The organism is Candidatus Dormiibacterota bacterium, from assembly GCA_035635555.1.
In the GTDB taxonomy this organism is placed as follows: domain Bacteria; phylum Acidobacteriota; class Polarisedimenticolia; order Gp22-AA2; family Gp22-AA2; genus Gp22-AA3.
In genome coordinates this window covers 105431-121254 of the sequence record DASQAT010000055.1, presented here as the reverse complement: position 1 = coordinate 121254, position 15824 = coordinate 105431, and the positions used below count along the sequence as shown (strand labels likewise).

The 15824-nt window shown below is 69.9% G+C and carries 15 protein-coding genes; 10 read left to right on the top strand and 5 right to left on the bottom strand.

Going from position 1 to position 15824, the window contains the following annotated elements; genetic code table 11:
* The 10 genes from VEW47_16860 (at window position 1) to VEW47_16815 (ending at window position 9355) form a co-directional block, all read left to right on the top strand.
* Entirely contained in the window at window positions 1-1326 is a 1326-nt protein-coding gene (locus VEW47_16860) for a DUF58 domain-containing protein (GenBank protein ID HYS06854.1), read from the top strand.
* Window positions 1323-2315: a stage II sporulation protein M gene (locus VEW47_16855; protein HYS06853.1), complete on the top strand. Its 993-nt coding sequence runs from the start codon at window positions 1323-1325 to the stop codon at window positions 2313-2315. Before VEW47_16860 ends, VEW47_16855 begins: the two co-directional genes overlap by 4 nt.
* Window positions 2312-3082 carry an RDD family protein gene (locus tag VEW47_16850; protein HYS06852.1) on the top strand — a complete coding sequence of 257 codons (771 nt, stop codon included), beginning with the start codon at window positions 2312-2314 and terminating at the stop codon, window positions 3080-3082. Before VEW47_16855 ends, VEW47_16850 begins: the two co-directional genes overlap by 4 nt.
* Window positions 3083-3509: 427 nt before the next feature.
* Window positions 3510-4769 carry a M20/M25/M40 family metallo-hydrolase gene (locus tag VEW47_16845; GenBank protein ID HYS06851.1) on the top strand — a complete coding sequence of 420 codons (1260 nt, stop codon included), beginning with the start codon at window positions 3510-3512 and terminating at the stop codon, window positions 4767-4769.
* Window positions 4766-5476, top strand: a complete 711-nt coding sequence (locus VEW47_16840) for a methyltransferase domain-containing protein (GenBank protein HYS06850.1) — start codon at window positions 4766-4768, stop codon at window positions 5474-5476. The genes VEW47_16845 and VEW47_16840 overlap by 4 nt, the downstream gene beginning before the upstream one ends.
* On the top strand, window positions 5476-6051 hold the full coding sequence (gene efp, locus VEW47_16835; GenBank protein HYS06849.1) for an elongation factor P: 576 nt from the start codon (window positions 5476-5478) through the stop codon (window positions 6049-6051). Before VEW47_16840 ends, efp begins: the two co-directional genes overlap by 1 nt.
* An 8-nt stretch (window positions 6052-6059) precedes the next feature.
* Window positions 6060-6404 (top strand): hypothetical protein, encoded by a 345-nt coding sequence (locus VEW47_16830; protein HYS06848.1) that lies wholly within the window; start codon window positions 6060-6062, stop codon window positions 6402-6404.
* A complete protein-coding gene (locus VEW47_16825; protein HYS06847.1) occupies window positions 6394-7857 on the top strand; it encodes an amidase in 1464 nt (487 codons plus the stop codon). The genes VEW47_16830 and VEW47_16825 overlap by 11 nt, the downstream gene beginning before the upstream one ends.
* Window positions 7858-7865: 8 nt before the next feature.
* Window positions 7866-8603 carry an SDR family oxidoreductase gene (locus VEW47_16820; protein HYS06846.1) on the top strand — a complete coding sequence of 246 codons (738 nt, stop codon included), beginning with the start codon at window positions 7866-7868 and terminating at the stop codon, window positions 8601-8603.
* A 98-nt stretch (window positions 8604-8701) separates the two neighbouring features.
* Window positions 8702-9355 carry a YceI family protein gene (locus tag VEW47_16815; GenBank protein HYS06845.1) on the top strand — a complete coding sequence of 218 codons (654 nt, stop codon included), beginning with the start codon at window positions 8702-8704 and terminating at the stop codon, window positions 9353-9355.
* 13 nt (window positions 9356-9368) lie between these two features.
* Here the strand turns inward: VEW47_16815 and VEW47_16810 are convergent, their stop codons facing one another.
* From VEW47_16810 to VEW47_16790, 5 genes are all read right to left on the bottom strand, one after another.
* On the bottom strand, window positions 9369-10058 hold the full coding sequence (locus VEW47_16810) for a phenylalanine--tRNA ligase beta subunit-related protein (protein HYS06844.1): 690 nt from the start codon (window positions 10056-10058) through the stop codon (window positions 9369-9371).
* A 61-nt stretch (window positions 10059-10119) separates the two neighbouring features.
* A complete protein-coding gene (locus tag VEW47_16805; protein ID HYS06843.1) occupies window positions 10120-11004 on the bottom strand; it encodes a hypothetical protein in 885 nt (294 codons plus the stop codon).
* A complete protein-coding gene (locus tag VEW47_16800) occupies window positions 11001-12554 on the bottom strand; it encodes a hypothetical protein (protein ID HYS06842.1) in 1554 nt (517 codons plus the stop codon). Before VEW47_16800 ends, VEW47_16805 begins: the two co-directional genes overlap by 4 nt.
* On the bottom strand, window positions 12542-14578 hold the full coding sequence (locus VEW47_16795; GenBank protein ID HYS06841.1) for a TonB-dependent receptor: 2037 nt from the start codon (window positions 14576-14578) through the stop codon (window positions 12542-12544). Before VEW47_16795 ends, VEW47_16800 begins: the two co-directional genes overlap by 13 nt.
* A complete protein-coding gene (locus VEW47_16790) occupies window positions 14575-15816 on the bottom strand; it encodes a hypothetical protein (protein HYS06840.1) in 1242 nt (413 codons plus the stop codon). Before VEW47_16790 ends, VEW47_16795 begins: the two co-directional genes overlap by 4 nt.
* Window positions 15817-15824 lie beyond the last annotated feature (8 nt).

Genomic DNA, 15824 nt, shown 5'->3' with positions numbered 1-15824 from the left:
ATGATCGTCCCGCGTCCGAGACTGTTCGCGTGGACCACAGCGCTCGCGGTGCCGCTGGCGTTCGCCGCCGCGGGGCCGCCGGCCTCGACCGCCGCATTCGGAATCTTCGCGGCGTTCGTGCTGGTGGCGGCCGTCGACGCCCTCGCCTCGCGGGGGCGGCTCCGCGGTGTCGCCGTCGAGCTGCCGGCGCTCGCGCGCCTGACGGTCGATCGCCCGGGGACCCTGGAGGTCCTCGTCAGGAACGAGTCCCGCCGCGGACGACGGGTGCGCATCGGCCTGGAGTTCCCGCCCGACATCACGACCCCGGACGACGACCGTCTCGCCGAGCTGCCCGAGGGGGTGCTCGTGTCGCGACTCGTCTGGTCCTGCACGCCGCGCCGCCGGGGCAGGCACGTCCTGCGCGGCGGGCATCTGGAGGACACCTCCCCCCTGGGGTTCTGGGACGTGCGCCGGAGATCCCCGTCCCGCTCGGAGCTGCGCGTCTACCCGAATCTCATGTCGGAGGGACGGAACGTCGCCGCCCTGTTCCTGCGCCGCGGCGGGCTGGGGGTGCACGCGCAGCGGCAGGTCGGCAAGGGGCGCGATTTCGAGAAGCTGCGGGAGTACATCCCGGGAGACGGCTTCGACGACATCCACTGGAAGGCGACGGCCAAGCGGGGGCTTCCGGTCACCAAGGTGTTCCAGATCGAGCGCACGCAGGAGGTCTACGTCGTGCTGGATGCATCGCGCCTGTCGGCGCGCGTCTCGGGGACGCCGCCCGGCGCGGCGCTCGAGCGCTTCATCACCTCGGCCCTGGTCCTGGCCCTGGCCGCGGAGCGCCAGGGGGATCTGTTCGGCCTCGTGGCGTTCAGCGATCGCGTGCTCTCCTTCCTGCGCGCGGGGCGGGGCAAGGCGCACTACGACGCCTGCCGCGAGGCGATCTACACGCTCGCGCCGCGGATCGTCACGCCCGACTTCGAGGATCTCGCCGCGTTCCTGCGCCTGCGGCTGCGGCGGCGTGCGCTTCTCCTGTTCCTGACCGACCTCGGGGACGCGGTCCTGGCCGAGAGCTTCATCAAGGGGCTTCAGGTCCTGGGCCGGCACCACCTCGTCCTCGTCGGGATGCTGCGACCCGCGGGGGCACGCCCTGTGTTCTCCGACCCGGCCGTCGCGTCGTCCGACGACCTGTACCGCGCCCTGGCCGGGCACATCATCTGGCACGACCTGCAGGAACTGGCGCAGGTCCTCAAGACGTGCGGCGCGACATTCATGCTCCTGGATCGCGAGACCCTGAGCGCCGACCTGGTGACGCGCTATGTGGGCGTGAAGAGACGGCAGGTCCTGTGATCATCGATCTGCAGCGCTTCATCGAGGCCGAGCGACCCCGCTGGCTCGAGCTCGAGGCGGCCCTCAAGCGCCTGGAATCCGACAGCGCGAAACGCTCGGATCTCGACGGCCTGCTGCGCCTGCACCTCCTCTACCAGCGCGCCTCGGCCGACCTGGCACGCGTGGCGACCTTCTCCGCCGAGCCGGAGATAAGGCGCTACCTCGAGTCGCTCGTGTCGCGGGCGTACGGGGAGATCCACGAGACACGCCTGCGCCCGCACCGCTTCACCCCCTGGCGCTTCTTCGCCGTCACGTTTCCGCGCGCCTTCCGCGCGCACGCCCGGGCCTTCTCGGTCGCGGTGCTTCTGACGCTGGGCGGCGGCATCCTCGGCGGCGCCGCCGTCGTGCTCGACGCGGAGGCGAAGAGCGCCCTCATGCCGTTCCCCGATCTGCGCGAGAGCCCCCTCGAACGGGTGCGGAGGGAGGAGGGCTCGCTGCGCGATCGGTTGCGCGGGTCGAAGTCGACGTTCTCGGCCGCCCTGATGACGCACAACACGCAGGTGGCGATCTTCTGCCTGGCGCTCGGCATGACCTGGGGTCTGGGAACCTCGATCCTCCTTTTCTACAACGGCGTCTCGCTCGGGGCGGTCGTGCTCGACTACGTGCGGGACGGGCAGACGAAGTTCCTCCTCGGCTGGCTCCTGCCGCACGGCGCGGCGGAGATACCGGCCTTCCTCATCGCGGGACAGGCCGGGCTGGTCCTGGCCTCGGCGCTGATCGGCTGGGGGGACCGCACGCCCCTCAAGTCGCGGCTGCGGGGCGTCCTGCCGGACGTCGGGGCGCTCGTCGGAGGGGTGGCGGCGCTCCTCGTCTGGGCCGGGTTCGTCGAGGCGTTCCTGTCCCAGTATCACGAGCCGGTCCTGCCCTACTCGCTCAAGATCGGGTTCGGGATCCTCGAGGCCGCCCTGCTGTCGCTGTTCCTCGCGCGATCCGGCAGGACGGCGGCGTGAAGAGCGGGCGGCTGCGCATCCGCACGCCGGAGGGGATCCTCTTCACCCTGCCTTTGGCGGGGCCGGTGTCGCGCTTTCTCGCGTGGCTCGTGGACCTGGCCTGCATCTCGGCCATCGGCGGCCTGGCGGCGAGCCTGGCCGGGTGGATGGGCGTCTTCAGCGTCGACATCGCCGCCGCGTTCGCGACCCTCGCCTACTTCGCCGTCTCGATCGGCTACGGCATCGTCACCGAGTGGTTCTGGCGCGGGCAGACCCTCGGGAAACGCCTCCTGAAGCTGCGCGTCCTGGACGAGCAGGGATTGCGCCTGACCTTCAGCCAGATCGTGGTGCGCAACCTCCTGCGCTTCGTGGACGCCCTGCCGGTCTTCTACATGGTCGGTGGCGCCGCCCTCCTGGTGTCACGCCGCGCCCAGCGCCTCGGCGACTACGCCGCCAACACCGTGGTGGTCAGGACCCCGCCGGTCCAGGAGCCGGATCTCGATCAGGTCCTGGCCGGCAAATACAACTCGCTGCGCGGCCACTCCGTCCTCGCGGCGCGCCTGCGCCACCGCGTCACCCCGGAGGAGGCCGCCCTGGCCCTGCAGGCGCTCCTGCGCCGCGACCGGCTGGCCCCGCGGGCGCGCGTCGATCTGTTCCGCGACATAGCGGCGCATTTCCGCGCCCTTGTCGAGTTTCCCCCCGACGCCACCGAAGGAATCGCCGACGAGCAGTACGTCCGCAATGTCGTCGACATCGTCTTCCGAACGATCCCCGGGAGGCCCTCCTGAGCCCGAGGGGCCGGACACACAGCGTCGTGGCTCATACTCGCTCGCGCGGGTTAGACGATGCTCGGCTCACGCGCATGGCGCGGCTCGAAATCGCCACGCCGCGGTGTGTCCGTCCCCGCACCGCCGGAATTCTCTCCACGAGCCAGAGCGGAATTCTTTGCAAGGATCTTCAAGGTGTGCGTACTGCTCGAAATTCGGCTCACGGATCCAAAGGCAGTACCCGGCGGTGCTCTCGGTCATGGCGGCGGGCGAGCCGCAGCGGCGTGGCGATTTCGAGCCGCGCCAGGCGCGCCGGCAGGGCTCCCACTACGCCGCGCGAGCGAGCATGAGCCACGCCGCTGCGGCCGCACGCCGCCCGCGACGATAGAGGGTTTCAGGGGCTGGCGCCTTGATCCGGGCGGAATCCTGGGGTAGGCTCTCGCCCACCATGACAGCCGGTACCTCTCTTCCCGATCCTCGGGTGTCGCTCGAGGAGGCGCGGACCCTCCGCTCCTTCATCGTCGACCTCACGATACGGGTCTGCCGCGAGCGCACGGTGAACTACTTCCCGGAGGACTTCCCCGGCGGCGGTCCGGACGGCATGACGGCGCCGGGGCAGGAGGGGAAGGTCGTCGCGGTCCTGGCGGAGGAGCTGAAGAAGATGGGCGTGCGGTACACGACGCACGCCAAGGTCCCGGGCCGCGACTGTCTTCTGGCGACGGTCGGCAAGGGGCTGCCGGGATACCGGCACATGCTGGTCCTGCTGCACACCGACACGGTGCCGAGCGGCGCCCCCTCGGACTGGAAGTTCAAGCCGTTCGAGCCGTTCGAGAAGAACGGCAAGCTGTACGGACGCGGTGTCCTGGACGACAAGGGGCCGCTCGTCGCGGCCTTCGCGGCGCTGCGCATCCTCAACACGCACGCCGACCGGATCCAGGGAGCGTTCACCTTCGGCGCGGTCGGGGACGAGGAGGTCGGCGTCGGAGTGGGGCTTCCGTACCTCATCGAGCAGGGGCTCATCCACTGCACCGACGCGGTCATCCCCGACATCGCCGGCAACATGAAGGAGATCAACGTCGCCGAGAAGGGGCGCGTTCTCCTGAAGGTGAAGACGCGCGGCAAGCAGGCGCACGCCATGGAGCCGGCCAAGGGGGTGAACGCGATCAACGCCATGGCCCGCTTCCTCGTCGCCCTGCAGAACGTGAGGCTGCGCTACCGCGCCCATCCGGTCCTGGGCGGGCCGACGATCAACGTCGGCCTGGTGCGGGGCGGGGTGGCCCCGAACGCCGTGCCGGCCGACTGCGAGACGACGCTCGACATCCGCTACGTCCCGGGACAGACGGCCGAAGGGATCCGCCAGGAGATCCAGGTGATCGCCGGCGAATCGATCTGGGGGCCGGGCGAGGTCGCGGCGGCGGAATTCGCCGTGGAAATCCTGCAGGACGCGAAGCCCTGCGAGGTGTCGCCGGACGCGCCGATCGTGAAGCGGATCCTGAGGCACGCGCCCGACGCCAAGGTCGTCGGCAGCGGCGGCGGCACCTTCGCCAAGGACCTGGTGCTGATGGGAGTCGACGCGGTCGGCTGGTCCCCCGGAGACGAGGCGACGTACCACCAGCCGAACGAGGAGATCGAGGTGGAGCAGCTCGTGACCTTCGCGGGCAGCCTCGCCAACCTGGCGCTCGAGATCGCCAACGACAAGCAGGGATGAGGGGCAGGAGAGCGCGGCGCCCGCTGCTGCTGGCGGCGCTCCTCGGTCTCCTGGCCGGCGCGGCCGCGTGGAACGCGCCGGCGACGGCGCAGTCGACGCAGTCACCGCATGACGCGACCTCCCACGAGCCGTTCAAGGGGGTCGAGAAGTGGACGCGCATCTTCGACGACCCGAAGCGGGACGAGTGGCAGAAGCCGCAGGAGGTGGTGCTGGCCCTCGGCCTCAAGCCGGGGCAGATCGTGGCCGACCTCGGCGCCGGCACCGGTTACTTCGAGAAGCGTCTGTCGAAAGCGGTGGCTCCCGGCGGGATGGTCCTTGCGATCGACACGGAGCCTGAGATGGTGCGCCACCTCGGCGAGCGCGCCCTGCAGGAGGGGACCGCCAACGTCGTGCCGGTCCTGGCCCTGCCCCAGGAGCCGTTCGTGCCCCCCGGCCGCGCCGACTGCGTGCTGGTCGTCGACACCTATCACCACATCGACGACCGGGTGCGTTACTTCCACAGGATGAAGGAGGTCCTCGCCCCCGGCGGGAGGATCGTGATCATCGATTTCCACAAGCGGCCGCTGCCGGTGGGGCCGCCGCCGGAGCACAAGCTGCCGAGGGAGTTCGTGGTGGACGAGATGAAGCAGGCGGGCTTCGGCCTGGCGGACGAAAAGACCTTCCTGCCGTACCACTATTTTCTGATCTTCCGGCCGGAGACGCCCTGATGCTGACCACCTCGGATTTCAAGAGGGGGCTGGCGATCCAGGTGGAGGGACAGCCCTACATCATCATCGAGTACAGCGTGCAGACTCCGTCCGCGCGCGGCTCGGCAACCCTGGTGCGGATCAAGGGGCGGAACGTCATCACCGGCCAGGTGCTCGACATGACGTTCAAGTCGGGCGAGAAGTTTGAGGAGCCGGACCTGGAGCGCCGCAAGATCACGTTCATGTACGCCGACGGCGACGCGTTCCATTTCATGGACGAGGAATCGTTCGAGCAGTTCCATCTCGACCGCTCCATGATGCAGGACACCGTGCGCTGGCTGCGGGAAGGGGTCACGCTGCGCTCGATCGTGTTCCAGGGGAACGTGGTCGGCATCGAGCTGCCTCAGTTCGTGGAGCTCAGGGTCACCGAGACCGGACCGGGCGGCCGCTCCGACATGGCGAGCGGCAAGGTGACGAAGCCGGCGACCCTCGAGAACGGCACGCAGATCAGAGTTCCCGTCTACCTCGAGGGGGGGGAGACGGTGCTGGTGGACACGACCACCGGCGAGTTCGTGAAGCGGGTGTCGGAAAAATAGGAGGGGACATGAAGCTGTCGCGCAGGGCCGTCGCCGGCGCCGTCGTCGGAGCACCCGTCCTGGCGCTCGCCGCGTCGGTCGCACGGCTCGGATCGCTGTTCGGGATCAGGGAGGCGCACGCCGCGCAGGATCCGGCCCCGTCGCCGACGCCCGAGCCCGAGGACTCGGCCCTCGGGCGGTTCCTGGCCCGCGACGAGGAAGGGCTCACGGGCGAGGAGCGTCGCAAGGTCAGGAAGCAGGTGGCGCAGCTTGAGCAGTCGCTCAAGGAGATCCGCGACTTCAAGCTGACCAACGACGTCCCGCCGAGCGGCACGTTCACGGCACTCAGGACGAGGCGGCCCCATGCTCGGTGACGAGGTCCTGTACAAGCCGGTCACCGACCTGGCGAAGATGGTGCGGGCCCGGCAGGTCTCTCCGGTCGAGCTGACCCGCGCGTATCTCGCGCGCATCGAGAGATTGAACCCGAAGCTTTCCGCCTTCGCCACGGTCACGGCCGACCTCGCCCTCGGGCAGGCCAGGCAGGCCGAGCGCGAAATCGCCGCCGGCAAGGATCGCGGGCCGCTGCACGGCATCCCGTACGGCGTCAAGGACCTGGTCGCGACCAAAGGGACCAGGACGACCTGGGGGGCGAAGCCTTACGAAGACCAGGTGTTCGACCGTGACGCGGCGATCGTCAGGCGGCTCGAATCCGCGGGCGCGGTCCTCCTCGGCAAGCTGGCCATGATCGAGCTGGCCGGTGGCCTGGGCTACTCGAAGGGGGAGTCCTCTTTGCAGGGCGCGGCGCACAATCCCTGGGGACTCGATCGCTGGACCTGCGGCTCGTCCTCCGGCTCGGGGGCGGCCGTCGCCTCCGGCCTCGTGCCGTTCGCCATCGGGTCGGAAACCTGGGGTTCGATCATCTGCCCGTCGTCGTTCTGCGGCGTGTCCGGCCTGCGCCCGACCTTCGGCCGCGTGTCGCGACAGGGGGCGATGGCGCTGTCGTGGACGCTCGACAAGCTCGGGCCGATGGCGCGCTCGGCGCGCGACTGCGAGATCGTCCTCGAGCGGATCCAGGGACACGATCCGGAGGACCCGTACTCCGCCGACGAGAAGCCGGCCCCGCCCTCGGACCCGGCCGCAGTCAAGAAGATGAAGATCGGCTGGCTGCGCCTCGATTTCCAGAAGCAGGGGGACAAGTCGGTGGAGAAGGCGTTCCTCGCCGCCCTGGACGATCTGCGGCGCGCCGGCGCGCGTCTCGAGGAGGCGAAGCTCCCGGACCTCCCGTTCGAGGCGGCCGCCTCGATCGTCCTCACGGCCGAGGTCGCGACCGCCTTCGAAGATCTCCATGCGTCGGGCGGGGCCCGCAAGCTCGTCAGCCCGGACGCGCCGCTGGCGTTCGTGGTGGCGCGGGCGGTGAGCGGTCCCGACTTCGTCAAGGCGCAGCGCGTCCGCACGGTGTGCCAGAAAGCGATGGCCGATCTCTTCGCGCGCTACGACGTCCTGCTCTATCCGGGGGAGGGATACACCGCCTTCCCGCTCGACAAGGACTTCAACGAGATCGCCTGGTCCGATCCGGTCGGCGGCGCGGGGAACCTGTGCGGCCTGCCGGCGATCGCCGTGCCGTGCGGCTTCGGCGCCGACGGAATGCCGGCCAGCCTCACCGCGATGACCTCCGCCTTCGAGGAGGACAAGGGGATCTCCCTCGCCCGCTTCTTCCAGGGGATCACCTCGTGGCACCTGAAGCGGCCGCCGATCGACGGCGCCGCGGGGGCGCACGCCACCGGGACGGCGGCGGCGGGCGCGGCCGCGCCACCCCCCGTCTCCTGAGGCTGCGCATGGATCCCAAGGACCGCGTGGCGCTGATCGCCGGAGGCGCCCGCATCGGGCAGGAAGTCGCCACAGCACTCGCCCGGCGCGGCTGCCACGTCGCCCTCACCTACAACCGGTCGCGCGCGAGCGCCGAAGAGGCGGCCGGGCGGGTGCGCTCGCTCGGGTCGCGCTCCCTGATCGTCAAGGCGGACCTGTCGAGGGCGTCGGGGGCGGCCGCGGCGGTGCGGGCCGTGAAGGCGAAGCTCGGCGGCCCCGACATCCTCGTCTGCATGGCGTCGGTGTACGACCGCGTGCCGTTCGCGAAGATCGACGAGCGCTCCTTCCGCGCCAACCTGGACGTCGATCTGGCGAGCGCCTTCCACCTGGCGCGGCAGGCGGCGCCGCTGATGAAGAAGGCGGGAGCGGGGCGGATCGTCCTGTTCGCCGACTGGCTGCCGCGCAGCGGCCGGCCGCGCTACCGCGGCTACCTGCCGTACTACGTCGCCAAGGCCGCCGTGATCGGCCTCACCGAGAGCCTGGCGCTGGAGCTGGCCCCCGAGATCCTGGTGAACGCCGTCGCACCGGGACCGATCCTCAAGCCGCCGGGGTTCAGCGCCAAGGCCGATCGCGCCGTGCGCCGCGTGACCCCGCTCGGACGCTGGGGCGGCCCGGAGGAGATAGCCCGCGCGGTGCTGTTTATGGTCGAGACCGGGTTCGTCACTGGCGAATGTCTCCGTGTGGACGGCGGACGCCACCTGAATTGAGCCGAAACCTCGCCGCCGCGGCGACCGTCTGAAGAGCGCCTGTTCAACCGGGCAGGGCTGTTGTAGTATTCCCGCCCCCACAAGGAGGATGCACGACGATGAACAGATTCAACGCCGTCCGCAACCTGGCACTGGGTGCCTTCGCCGTCTCGGCCCTGGGCCTGGCCGTCACACCGGCCGTCGCCGCCCCCGAGACGTACGCGATCGATCCGGCCCACAGCGCCGTCACCTTCTCCATCCGGCACCTGTTCAGCCGGGTGCCGGGGCGGTTCACCAAGCTCGAGGGGAAGATCGTCATGGACCGGGACGACTGGACCAAGAGCACCGTGCAGGTGGCGATCGATGCCGGCAGCGTCGACACCAACGAGCCGGCGCGCGACAAGCACCTGCGCAGCGACGCCTTCTTCGACGTCGCCAAGAACCCGAAGATCACCTTCCAGTCCGTGTCGGTGAAGCAGGTCGCGCCGAACAAGCTGCAGGTCGCCGGCAACCTGACCATCCGAGGCACCACCAAGCCGGTGGTGCTCGACGTCGATGTCCTCGGCTTCGGCCCCGGCTACGGCGGCGGATACCGCGGCGGCTTCGAGGCGCACACCCGGATCAACCGGCAGGACTTCGGCGTGGCCTGGAACGACGTGGTCGAAGGGGGCGGCGCCGTCCTGGGGGACGACGTCGACATCACGATCAACATCGATGCGGCGAAGGAGATGCCCAAGCCGGCGCCGAGCCCCGCTCCCAAGAAAGGGCGCTGACCGCCCGCCCGGGTCATTCGCCCGGGACCAGGTCGCACGACGTGACGACCGCGGCCGTGTCGCCCAGGTGACGGGTCGCGCCTGCCCCCGCTTCGAGGACGTGCTCCTTCAGCGCGTCCGCCGCGTAGCCGGACGGCGCGAAGATCACCATGACCAGCGCGCGGGTCGACGGCGTGACCGACGTGCGCAGGGAGTCGGAGGTCGGGTTCCCGAACGGCCCCTGTGCGTCGACGAGCACCGGCCGTCCCTCCAGGTGGACCTCGTCCTTGCGGATGCCGGCGTATGTCTCCCCGGGGCGGCCGCGCCTCAGGGTCACAGGCGGATCGACGCGGTCGGCGTCGTACAGGCCGATCGGCAGAAGGAAGCGGAGCGCGCACAGGTTGCAGAGATCCACGGCGTTCAGGATGCGCGGCAGCCCCTTCCCCTGCAGGACGCGGCGCAGGAGCGCCTCCGACGAGGGGCGTGTGTGCGTCGGGTCCATCCCGAAGGCGCGGTACAGATCGCGCGCCGCCGCGAGACCGGGGATCCCGCCGGGCGCTTGACCGGCGTGCGCCGACAGCAGGGCGGAGGCGGTCGTCTCCATCTCGGCGACGAGCGCCTCGCCGGCCGGGCCGACCGCGACCGGCGAGGCGTGCATCACGCCGGCGCGCACGCGCGATCGCGCGTCGTCGTCAATCCGCAGCAGCGCTTCGCGTTCCCACACGCCGCACCTCGCATTCAGGAGATCCGCGCTCCAGGCGCGCGCGGCCCGGAGACACCGTCCGTCATCGCGCAGGCGTCGTACGGGTCCTGGCCATGCCCCACGGCGACGGCAGCGGCCCGGTGAACAGCAGATCGTAGTCGACGACGGCGTGGATCGAGGGGTACCCCTCGAAGTACGCCGCCATCCCGGCGGTGTTCACGAGGAACGTGGGGTCGATCCGCGACAGATCGACCGTCACGGTCGCGGCGCCGATGCGCTCGAAGATCAGCGACCTGAGATGGCGACTCACGCCGACGTTGAGCCGGCGCAGCGCGGCGTTGTAGTGGCACTGCACCAGAAGCGGCACGTCGAGCGGAAGCGTCGTCTCGGCCGAGTTGAACGCGAAGTTGAAGAAGGCGTTGTCCCCGACGTTCCCACCGAACACCGAGGGGGACACGAACGGCCCGCCGAACGCCGTCACGTTCGGGAAGTAGTCGAACTCGACCAGGTCGAAGCTGTCCGAAGGGAAGGCCGTGCGATTCAGCCCGGTCCGTGCGGCGTTCCAGAGGCCGAAGGCGATCTGGGAGAACCCGTTCGGGTCGGCGAAGTATCCCTGCGAGCGGATCGTCAGGATCGCGCCGAAGTCGAAGTCGGCATCGAGAGAGAACACCTGGCCGGTCGAGGTCGACAGGCGCGCCGTCGGCAGAGTCGTGTCGTAGACGACCCGCAGCGTCCCGTCATGGTCGCCCGGGAAGTGCGACGGCTCGTCCGCGAGGAAGGTGAAGCGGGAGGCGACGTCCCCCTCGCCGATGAAGATGTTCCTGCTCTGTCCCGTGAGCGGGTCGGCGTCGAACCTCTCCACCATCTGGGCGGACAGGGGGGACAGCGAGGCGGCGGCGACGAGGACGAGAACGACTCCGAGCGCGGTGCTCCGGACAGGGTGCTCGATGCGGCGTGCGAGCGTCATGGCAGGCTCCTTGTGAGAATGGCGAAAGAGAACGGCGGCAGCCGCGCCGGCAGGGCGGCGACCAGACCACCGGTCTCGGCGTTGAAGATCAGGACACGGGGCGTGAAGAAGTTGCTGTCGGCGACCAGGAGGAAGCCGTCGCCGTCGGTCTCGATCGAGGCGATCTCGCCGGCGCTGTCGAAGATCGTCCCCAGAATTTCGCCGGTCGTCGGATCGAACATCTTGACGTAGTTGTGGAACGAGGCGTCGGAGACGACACAGTAGCCGCGCGTCGCCGAGTGGACGGCGACGGCGGAGACGTTCCCTCCCAGGTCGTCGTCATCGACGAGCAGACCGCCGCCCCTGCGGGTGATCGGGTCGATCGTCTCGATGCCGCCGCTCAGGACGGGCAGCGGGCCGGCGCGGCCGGGGAAGAGACCGGCCAGGCCGACATAGATGAGGCCGGTCGAGGGGGCGTACGACAGCGACTCGAAGGGGTTCTGGCCCACCAGGTCGATGACGTCCACCACCTGTCGCAGGACCGGATCGACGACCACGACCCGCCCGTTCATGAACTCGCTGAAGGAGGCGTTGGCGTCCTCCATCGTCACGTAGATCAGACCGTCGTGCAGAAGGGCCTGATCGGGGCGCGCCAGGTGGTCGGCGTTCCTGGCGTAGGGGGCGAGATCGATCCGGTCGATGATCTCCCCGGTCGCGAGATCCAGCACGGCGACGTCGTTGAACGCGGCGCCGTAGCGTGTCACGAACGCCGTGCCGGCGTCGCCGACGGCGCCGGGGGGCGGGACCACGAGGTCGTGAGGATTGGCCAGGTTCCCGACTGAGCGCTCGAACAGAGTCGCGAACGAGCCCTCGGGATCGAGCCCCTGGATGTTGTCGAAGGTGAAGCGGTTGACGACGAACGGCCGGCCGTCCTCCACGCGCGCCACCGGGTCGCTGCTGATCACTTCGACGTCGTCGTTGGAGGTCACGAGTGTGTCGTAGCGGACCGAGATGACCGCGACTTTCCCGATCGGCCCCTGCAGATCGGTCCCCGCAACCAGGTACCGCCGGCGCTTCACCGCCACGAATGTCCCCGGATCGGGGATACCGAACAGAGAGGCCGCGCCCGCCACCCGCCGCGCTCCGTCCTGGGCGCTGCCGGTCAGACCGACGAGCAGCCCGGCGTTGCCGACGCGGATCGGCCCGAACAGGTTCGTCGCCAGGACACCGTCGCCGTACGTCCCCCCGATCGCGATCGGCTGCATCGCCTCGAACGCCTGCGGCACGCCCCCTGCGGCGACCGACGTGATGCGCGCCTTCGCCTCGAAGGCCGGGTCGTCGTCCCGCAACGAGGCGTCGTCGAAGGTCAACTCGATATCGAGATCGATGCCGCGGTAGGTCAGCCCCGAGACGATGATCTCGGTGCTGGGAAACGTCACGGAGACGTCGTAGATCGGCGCGAGACGAGCCGTCTTCGGGCCGGGCAGGACATCGATCGCCCGCGCTCCCGGGCCGCAGCCGGCGAGCCAGGCGGCCGCGGCGCACGCCAGGAGCGGTCTCAGAACTCCCACGACATCCTCGCGTCGACGCTGCGGCCCGGGAGCGGATAGCGCGCGTAGTCGAAGGTCTTCTCGTTGCCGATGTTCTTGATCTCGAACGTCGCTGTGAGCCCCGGGCGGACCCGCAGGCGGTAGCCGGCGTCGTGCAGGTAGCGCGCCGGCAGCATCTCGCTCTTGGTGTTCGGCGTGTCGATGAAATTCCGGCCGACGTAGGTGAAGTCGTAGAAGACGCGGCCGCGCCCCGCCTCGAGCAGACCCCCGGCGCTCACTTCGTCCTGCGGTCTGCCGGGCAGGATGTTTCCGTCGGTGTACAGACCGCTGATGTCCCTCGGCACCTGGTGCGTGACGTTCAGGCTGCCGTTGAAGCGTCTCCCCAGCCCGAGAAGAAACGTCAACTCCAGCCCCGTGATGCGCGCTCTGGACATGTTCTGGGCGCGCACGATGCTCTGGGACTGCGGGACGAACTGGATGAGGTCTTCGGCGATCGTCTCGAAGAGCGTCGCCTCCACCTGAGCCAGGCGCAGGCGGCCCGCGGAGCGCCGGCGCGCGGCGATGATCCCGAGATCGGCGCTCCTGCCACGCTCGGGGGAGAGGGCCGGGTTCCCCACGACCGACCCGCGGTCGCCGAACAGCTCGATGAAATCGGGCAGCCGGAAGAAGCGGCCGTAATTCCCCTTCAGAGTCACGCTGTCCCCCGCCCGAAGGCGGAAACCGATCTTCCCGGTGAGGGAGTCGTCGCCCGACAGCCGCGCCACGAGCCCCCCGGCGTCCCCCGGACGGTAGACGCTGTCGTACGTCTCGTAGCGCAGCGACGGGTTGATCACGAGCACGTCGGCCGCGAGCGCGACCTGGTCCTCGAACGTGACGACCGTGGTGTTGCGCGCCGCGCGGCCGATGTCCTGGGGCCCCTGGATGGCGCGGTCCTGCAGGTCGGCGGTCTCCCTCGATCTCGACGCGAGAAAGGAGATCGCCTGACGTCGCGTGGCGGCCAGAACGAATCCCGCCTCCCCCCCGAGCGACGAGGTGAGATCGATGGCGTCGACCGGCACTCCCGACAGGCCCCCCTGGCCGTTCCGGTCGTCGAACTCCTCGCGGTTGCGCGTGACGTCGACAGCCGCCCGCGCCAGCAGACGGCCGCCGAAGAGACCGGGCACCTCCAGCTCCGGCCGCACCAGGACGCGCCAAGTCGTATAGCGCGCGTCCCGCGACAGGCAGCAGTCGAGACCCGAAACTCCCTGCCCGCGCGCCAGCAGGTCGGTGGAGAGCGTGAACCGGCTGCGCGGCCCGCTCTTGAGCGCGAGCCTGCCCGACAGATGGCCGCGGCGGAAGTCGTTGTTGACGCGGCGGGTGGTGACGTCATCGGAGGGATCGTGCGGCGTGCCGTTGTTGTCGAGGAAGAGAAAATCGCCCCGGCCCACCGCCGAGTCGAATCCGAGCAGGTAGTCGGCGCTCCCGCGGGCGCCTGTGACCGAGGCGATCGCCTCGCCCGACCCGAACGAGCCGGCCGAGACCGATACGGTCGAGGCCGGCGCGCCTGTCGGCCGGCGTGTGTGGATCATGACCGCCCCGCCGATCGAGGCGGCCGGCAGCCCCGCCGGCGTGAATCCGCGGTACACCTCGATCGACTCGACCTGCCCGAGCGGCAGGTCGGCGAGGTTGACGCCCCCTCCGAGCGCGTGGTTCAGGGGGACGCCGTCGAGATACACCATCACCTGCTCGGCGCTGGAGCCGCGGATAGAGACCGTCGCGAACTCGCCCCCCAGGCCGCGTACCTGCACGCCGACCAGATCGCGCAGAAGCTCCGGCACCGAGGTGATCCGATCCGCGAAGTCCTCCGCACGGATCACGGTCGCGAAGGCGGTCGTGTCCAGGACCGCCGCGTCGTCGGCGCTGCCGCGGACTTCGATGGTCTCGACCGGCCCCTTGGGCGCCGCGCCGCCATCGTCCGCGCGTGCCGCCCCGGTGAGCAGGACGAGCAGGGCCGGCAGGAGGAGGGCGTGAGGCCCCGCCCTTCCGCCTCGGGTGCGCGCGCTCATGGACAGCCGCCGGAGGCGGGGACGCGCCGGTCGTGCGCGGACGAGAAGCCGTATCCCAGGCCGCTTCCGGCGGGATTCTGGCGCACCAGATAGAAGAACGCCGCGCCGGTGAACGGGGCCGCCGCGTCGGCCAGGCCGCGCGTCGTCAGATCGGTCGAGTCGTTCTCGATGCAGGTGACCACACCGAGATCGACGAGTCCGCCCGAGGCGTGCAGCGCGGCGACGTCGCCGCGGATGACGTCGTAGGTGACCCCGGTGCCGAGGAAGTTCCAGCGCACCACCGTCGGCGAAGGATCCGCCACCTCAAGATTGAGGACCGGCACGAAGAACGGATCGGCGGCGGCTCCGGCGGGATTGCGGCACGAGGCCGCCTCGTCTCCGTCGGTCACGCCGTCGCCGTCGCTGTCGATCCGCGCCGGGTCGGTGAGATAGAGGTAACGCTCCGCCTCGTCGGAGAGACCGTCCCCGTCGCTGTCGGTCTCCGCAGAGTCCAGGATCGCCCGGGAATGGATCGCCGCGACTGCGTCGAGATCGAGCCCCTCCGAGGCGCCGGGAATGCCGATCGGCAGGTTCGGATCGGTGATGCGCACGAAACGGGCCCGGGCGAGCCCGACGGTCGCGAGATCGAATGCATCCCCGCCGTGCCCCGAGACCCCTCCGGGCGCTGTCGGATCGAAGACGAGCGGATCGTCCGGTACCGTCCAGTTGCCGATGAAGGACGGCGTGATCCCCATGAGACCGATGAGCCGGCGCAGGAGCGTCTTGTCGGTGCACAAAGAGGTCACCTGCGACAGCGCCGAGGCGTCGTAAGGAAACATCCTGAAATTTACGCCGTCCTCGCTGACCTCGACGATTCCCGGCTCGGCGAACACGCTGTACGGATCGGCGTCGCTCAGCGGCACCGACGTGCAGAAGAACGGATTCTCGAAGAGGATGAGGTCCGGACCGGGACCGTCGACGATCTCGTTGTTCGTGAACTCCAGCGTGATCCGCCCGCCGTGCCCCAGAGACATGACGGCGAGCGATCCGTTCGTCGGGGTCGAGCCGCCGGGCGGGCCGAGGACGATCCCCGGCTCCCACGTATTCGTCGCCGGTGGCGCGCTGACCGTGCCGACGGTGAACGAAACGATCTTGTCGGGAAAGCAGTCGGTCGTCGCCTGGGCGCGTGCAGACGTCGCGCGCGACAGTGCGACGAGCAGAATCACGACGGCGGTGGGGAAACGGGCGGATCGAGCCATGGCAGCCT

Excerpts from the sequence above, each read along its gene's own strand:
- VEW47_16840 (HYS06850.1), top strand. The coding sequence starts at position 4,766 with ATGAGGGGCAGGAGAGCGCGGCGCCCGCTGCTGCTGGCGGCGCTCCTC.
- VEW47_16805 (HYS06843.1), bottom strand. The coding sequence starts at position 11,004 with ATGACGCTCGCACGCCGCATCGAGCACCCTGTCCGGAGCACCGCGCTC.
- VEW47_16820 (HYS06846.1), top strand. The coding sequence starts at position 7,866 with ATGGATCCCAAGGACCGCGTGGCGCTGATCGCCGGAGGCGCCCGCATC.
- VEW47_16830 (HYS06848.1), top strand. The coding sequence starts at position 6,060 with ATGAAGCTGTCGCGCAGGGCCGTCGCCGGCGCCGTCGTCGGAGCACCC.
- VEW47_16815 (HYS06845.1), top strand. The coding sequence starts at position 8,702 with ATGAACAGATTCAACGCCGTCCGCAACCTGGCACTGGGTGCCTTCGCC.
- VEW47_16795 (HYS06841.1), bottom strand. The coding sequence starts at position 14,578 with ATGAGCGCGCGCACCCGAGGCGGAAGGGCGGGGCCTCACGCCCTCCTC.
- VEW47_16860 (HYS06854.1), top strand. The coding sequence starts at position 1 with ATGATCGTCCCGCGTCCGAGACTGTTCGCGTGGACCACAGCGCTCGCG.
- VEW47_16790 (HYS06840.1), bottom strand. The coding sequence starts at position 15,816 with ATGGCTCGATCCGCCCGTTTCCCCACCGCCGTCGTGATTCTGCTCGTC.
- efp (HYS06849.1), top strand. The coding sequence starts at position 5,476 with ATGCTGACCACCTCGGATTTCAAGAGGGGGCTGGCGATCCAGGTGGAG.
- VEW47_16825 (HYS06847.1), top strand. The coding sequence starts at position 6,394 with ATGCTCGGTGACGAGGTCCTGTACAAGCCGGTCACCGACCTGGCGAAG.
- VEW47_16845 (HYS06851.1), top strand. The coding sequence starts at position 3,510 with ATGACAGCCGGTACCTCTCTTCCCGATCCTCGGGTGTCGCTCGAGGAG.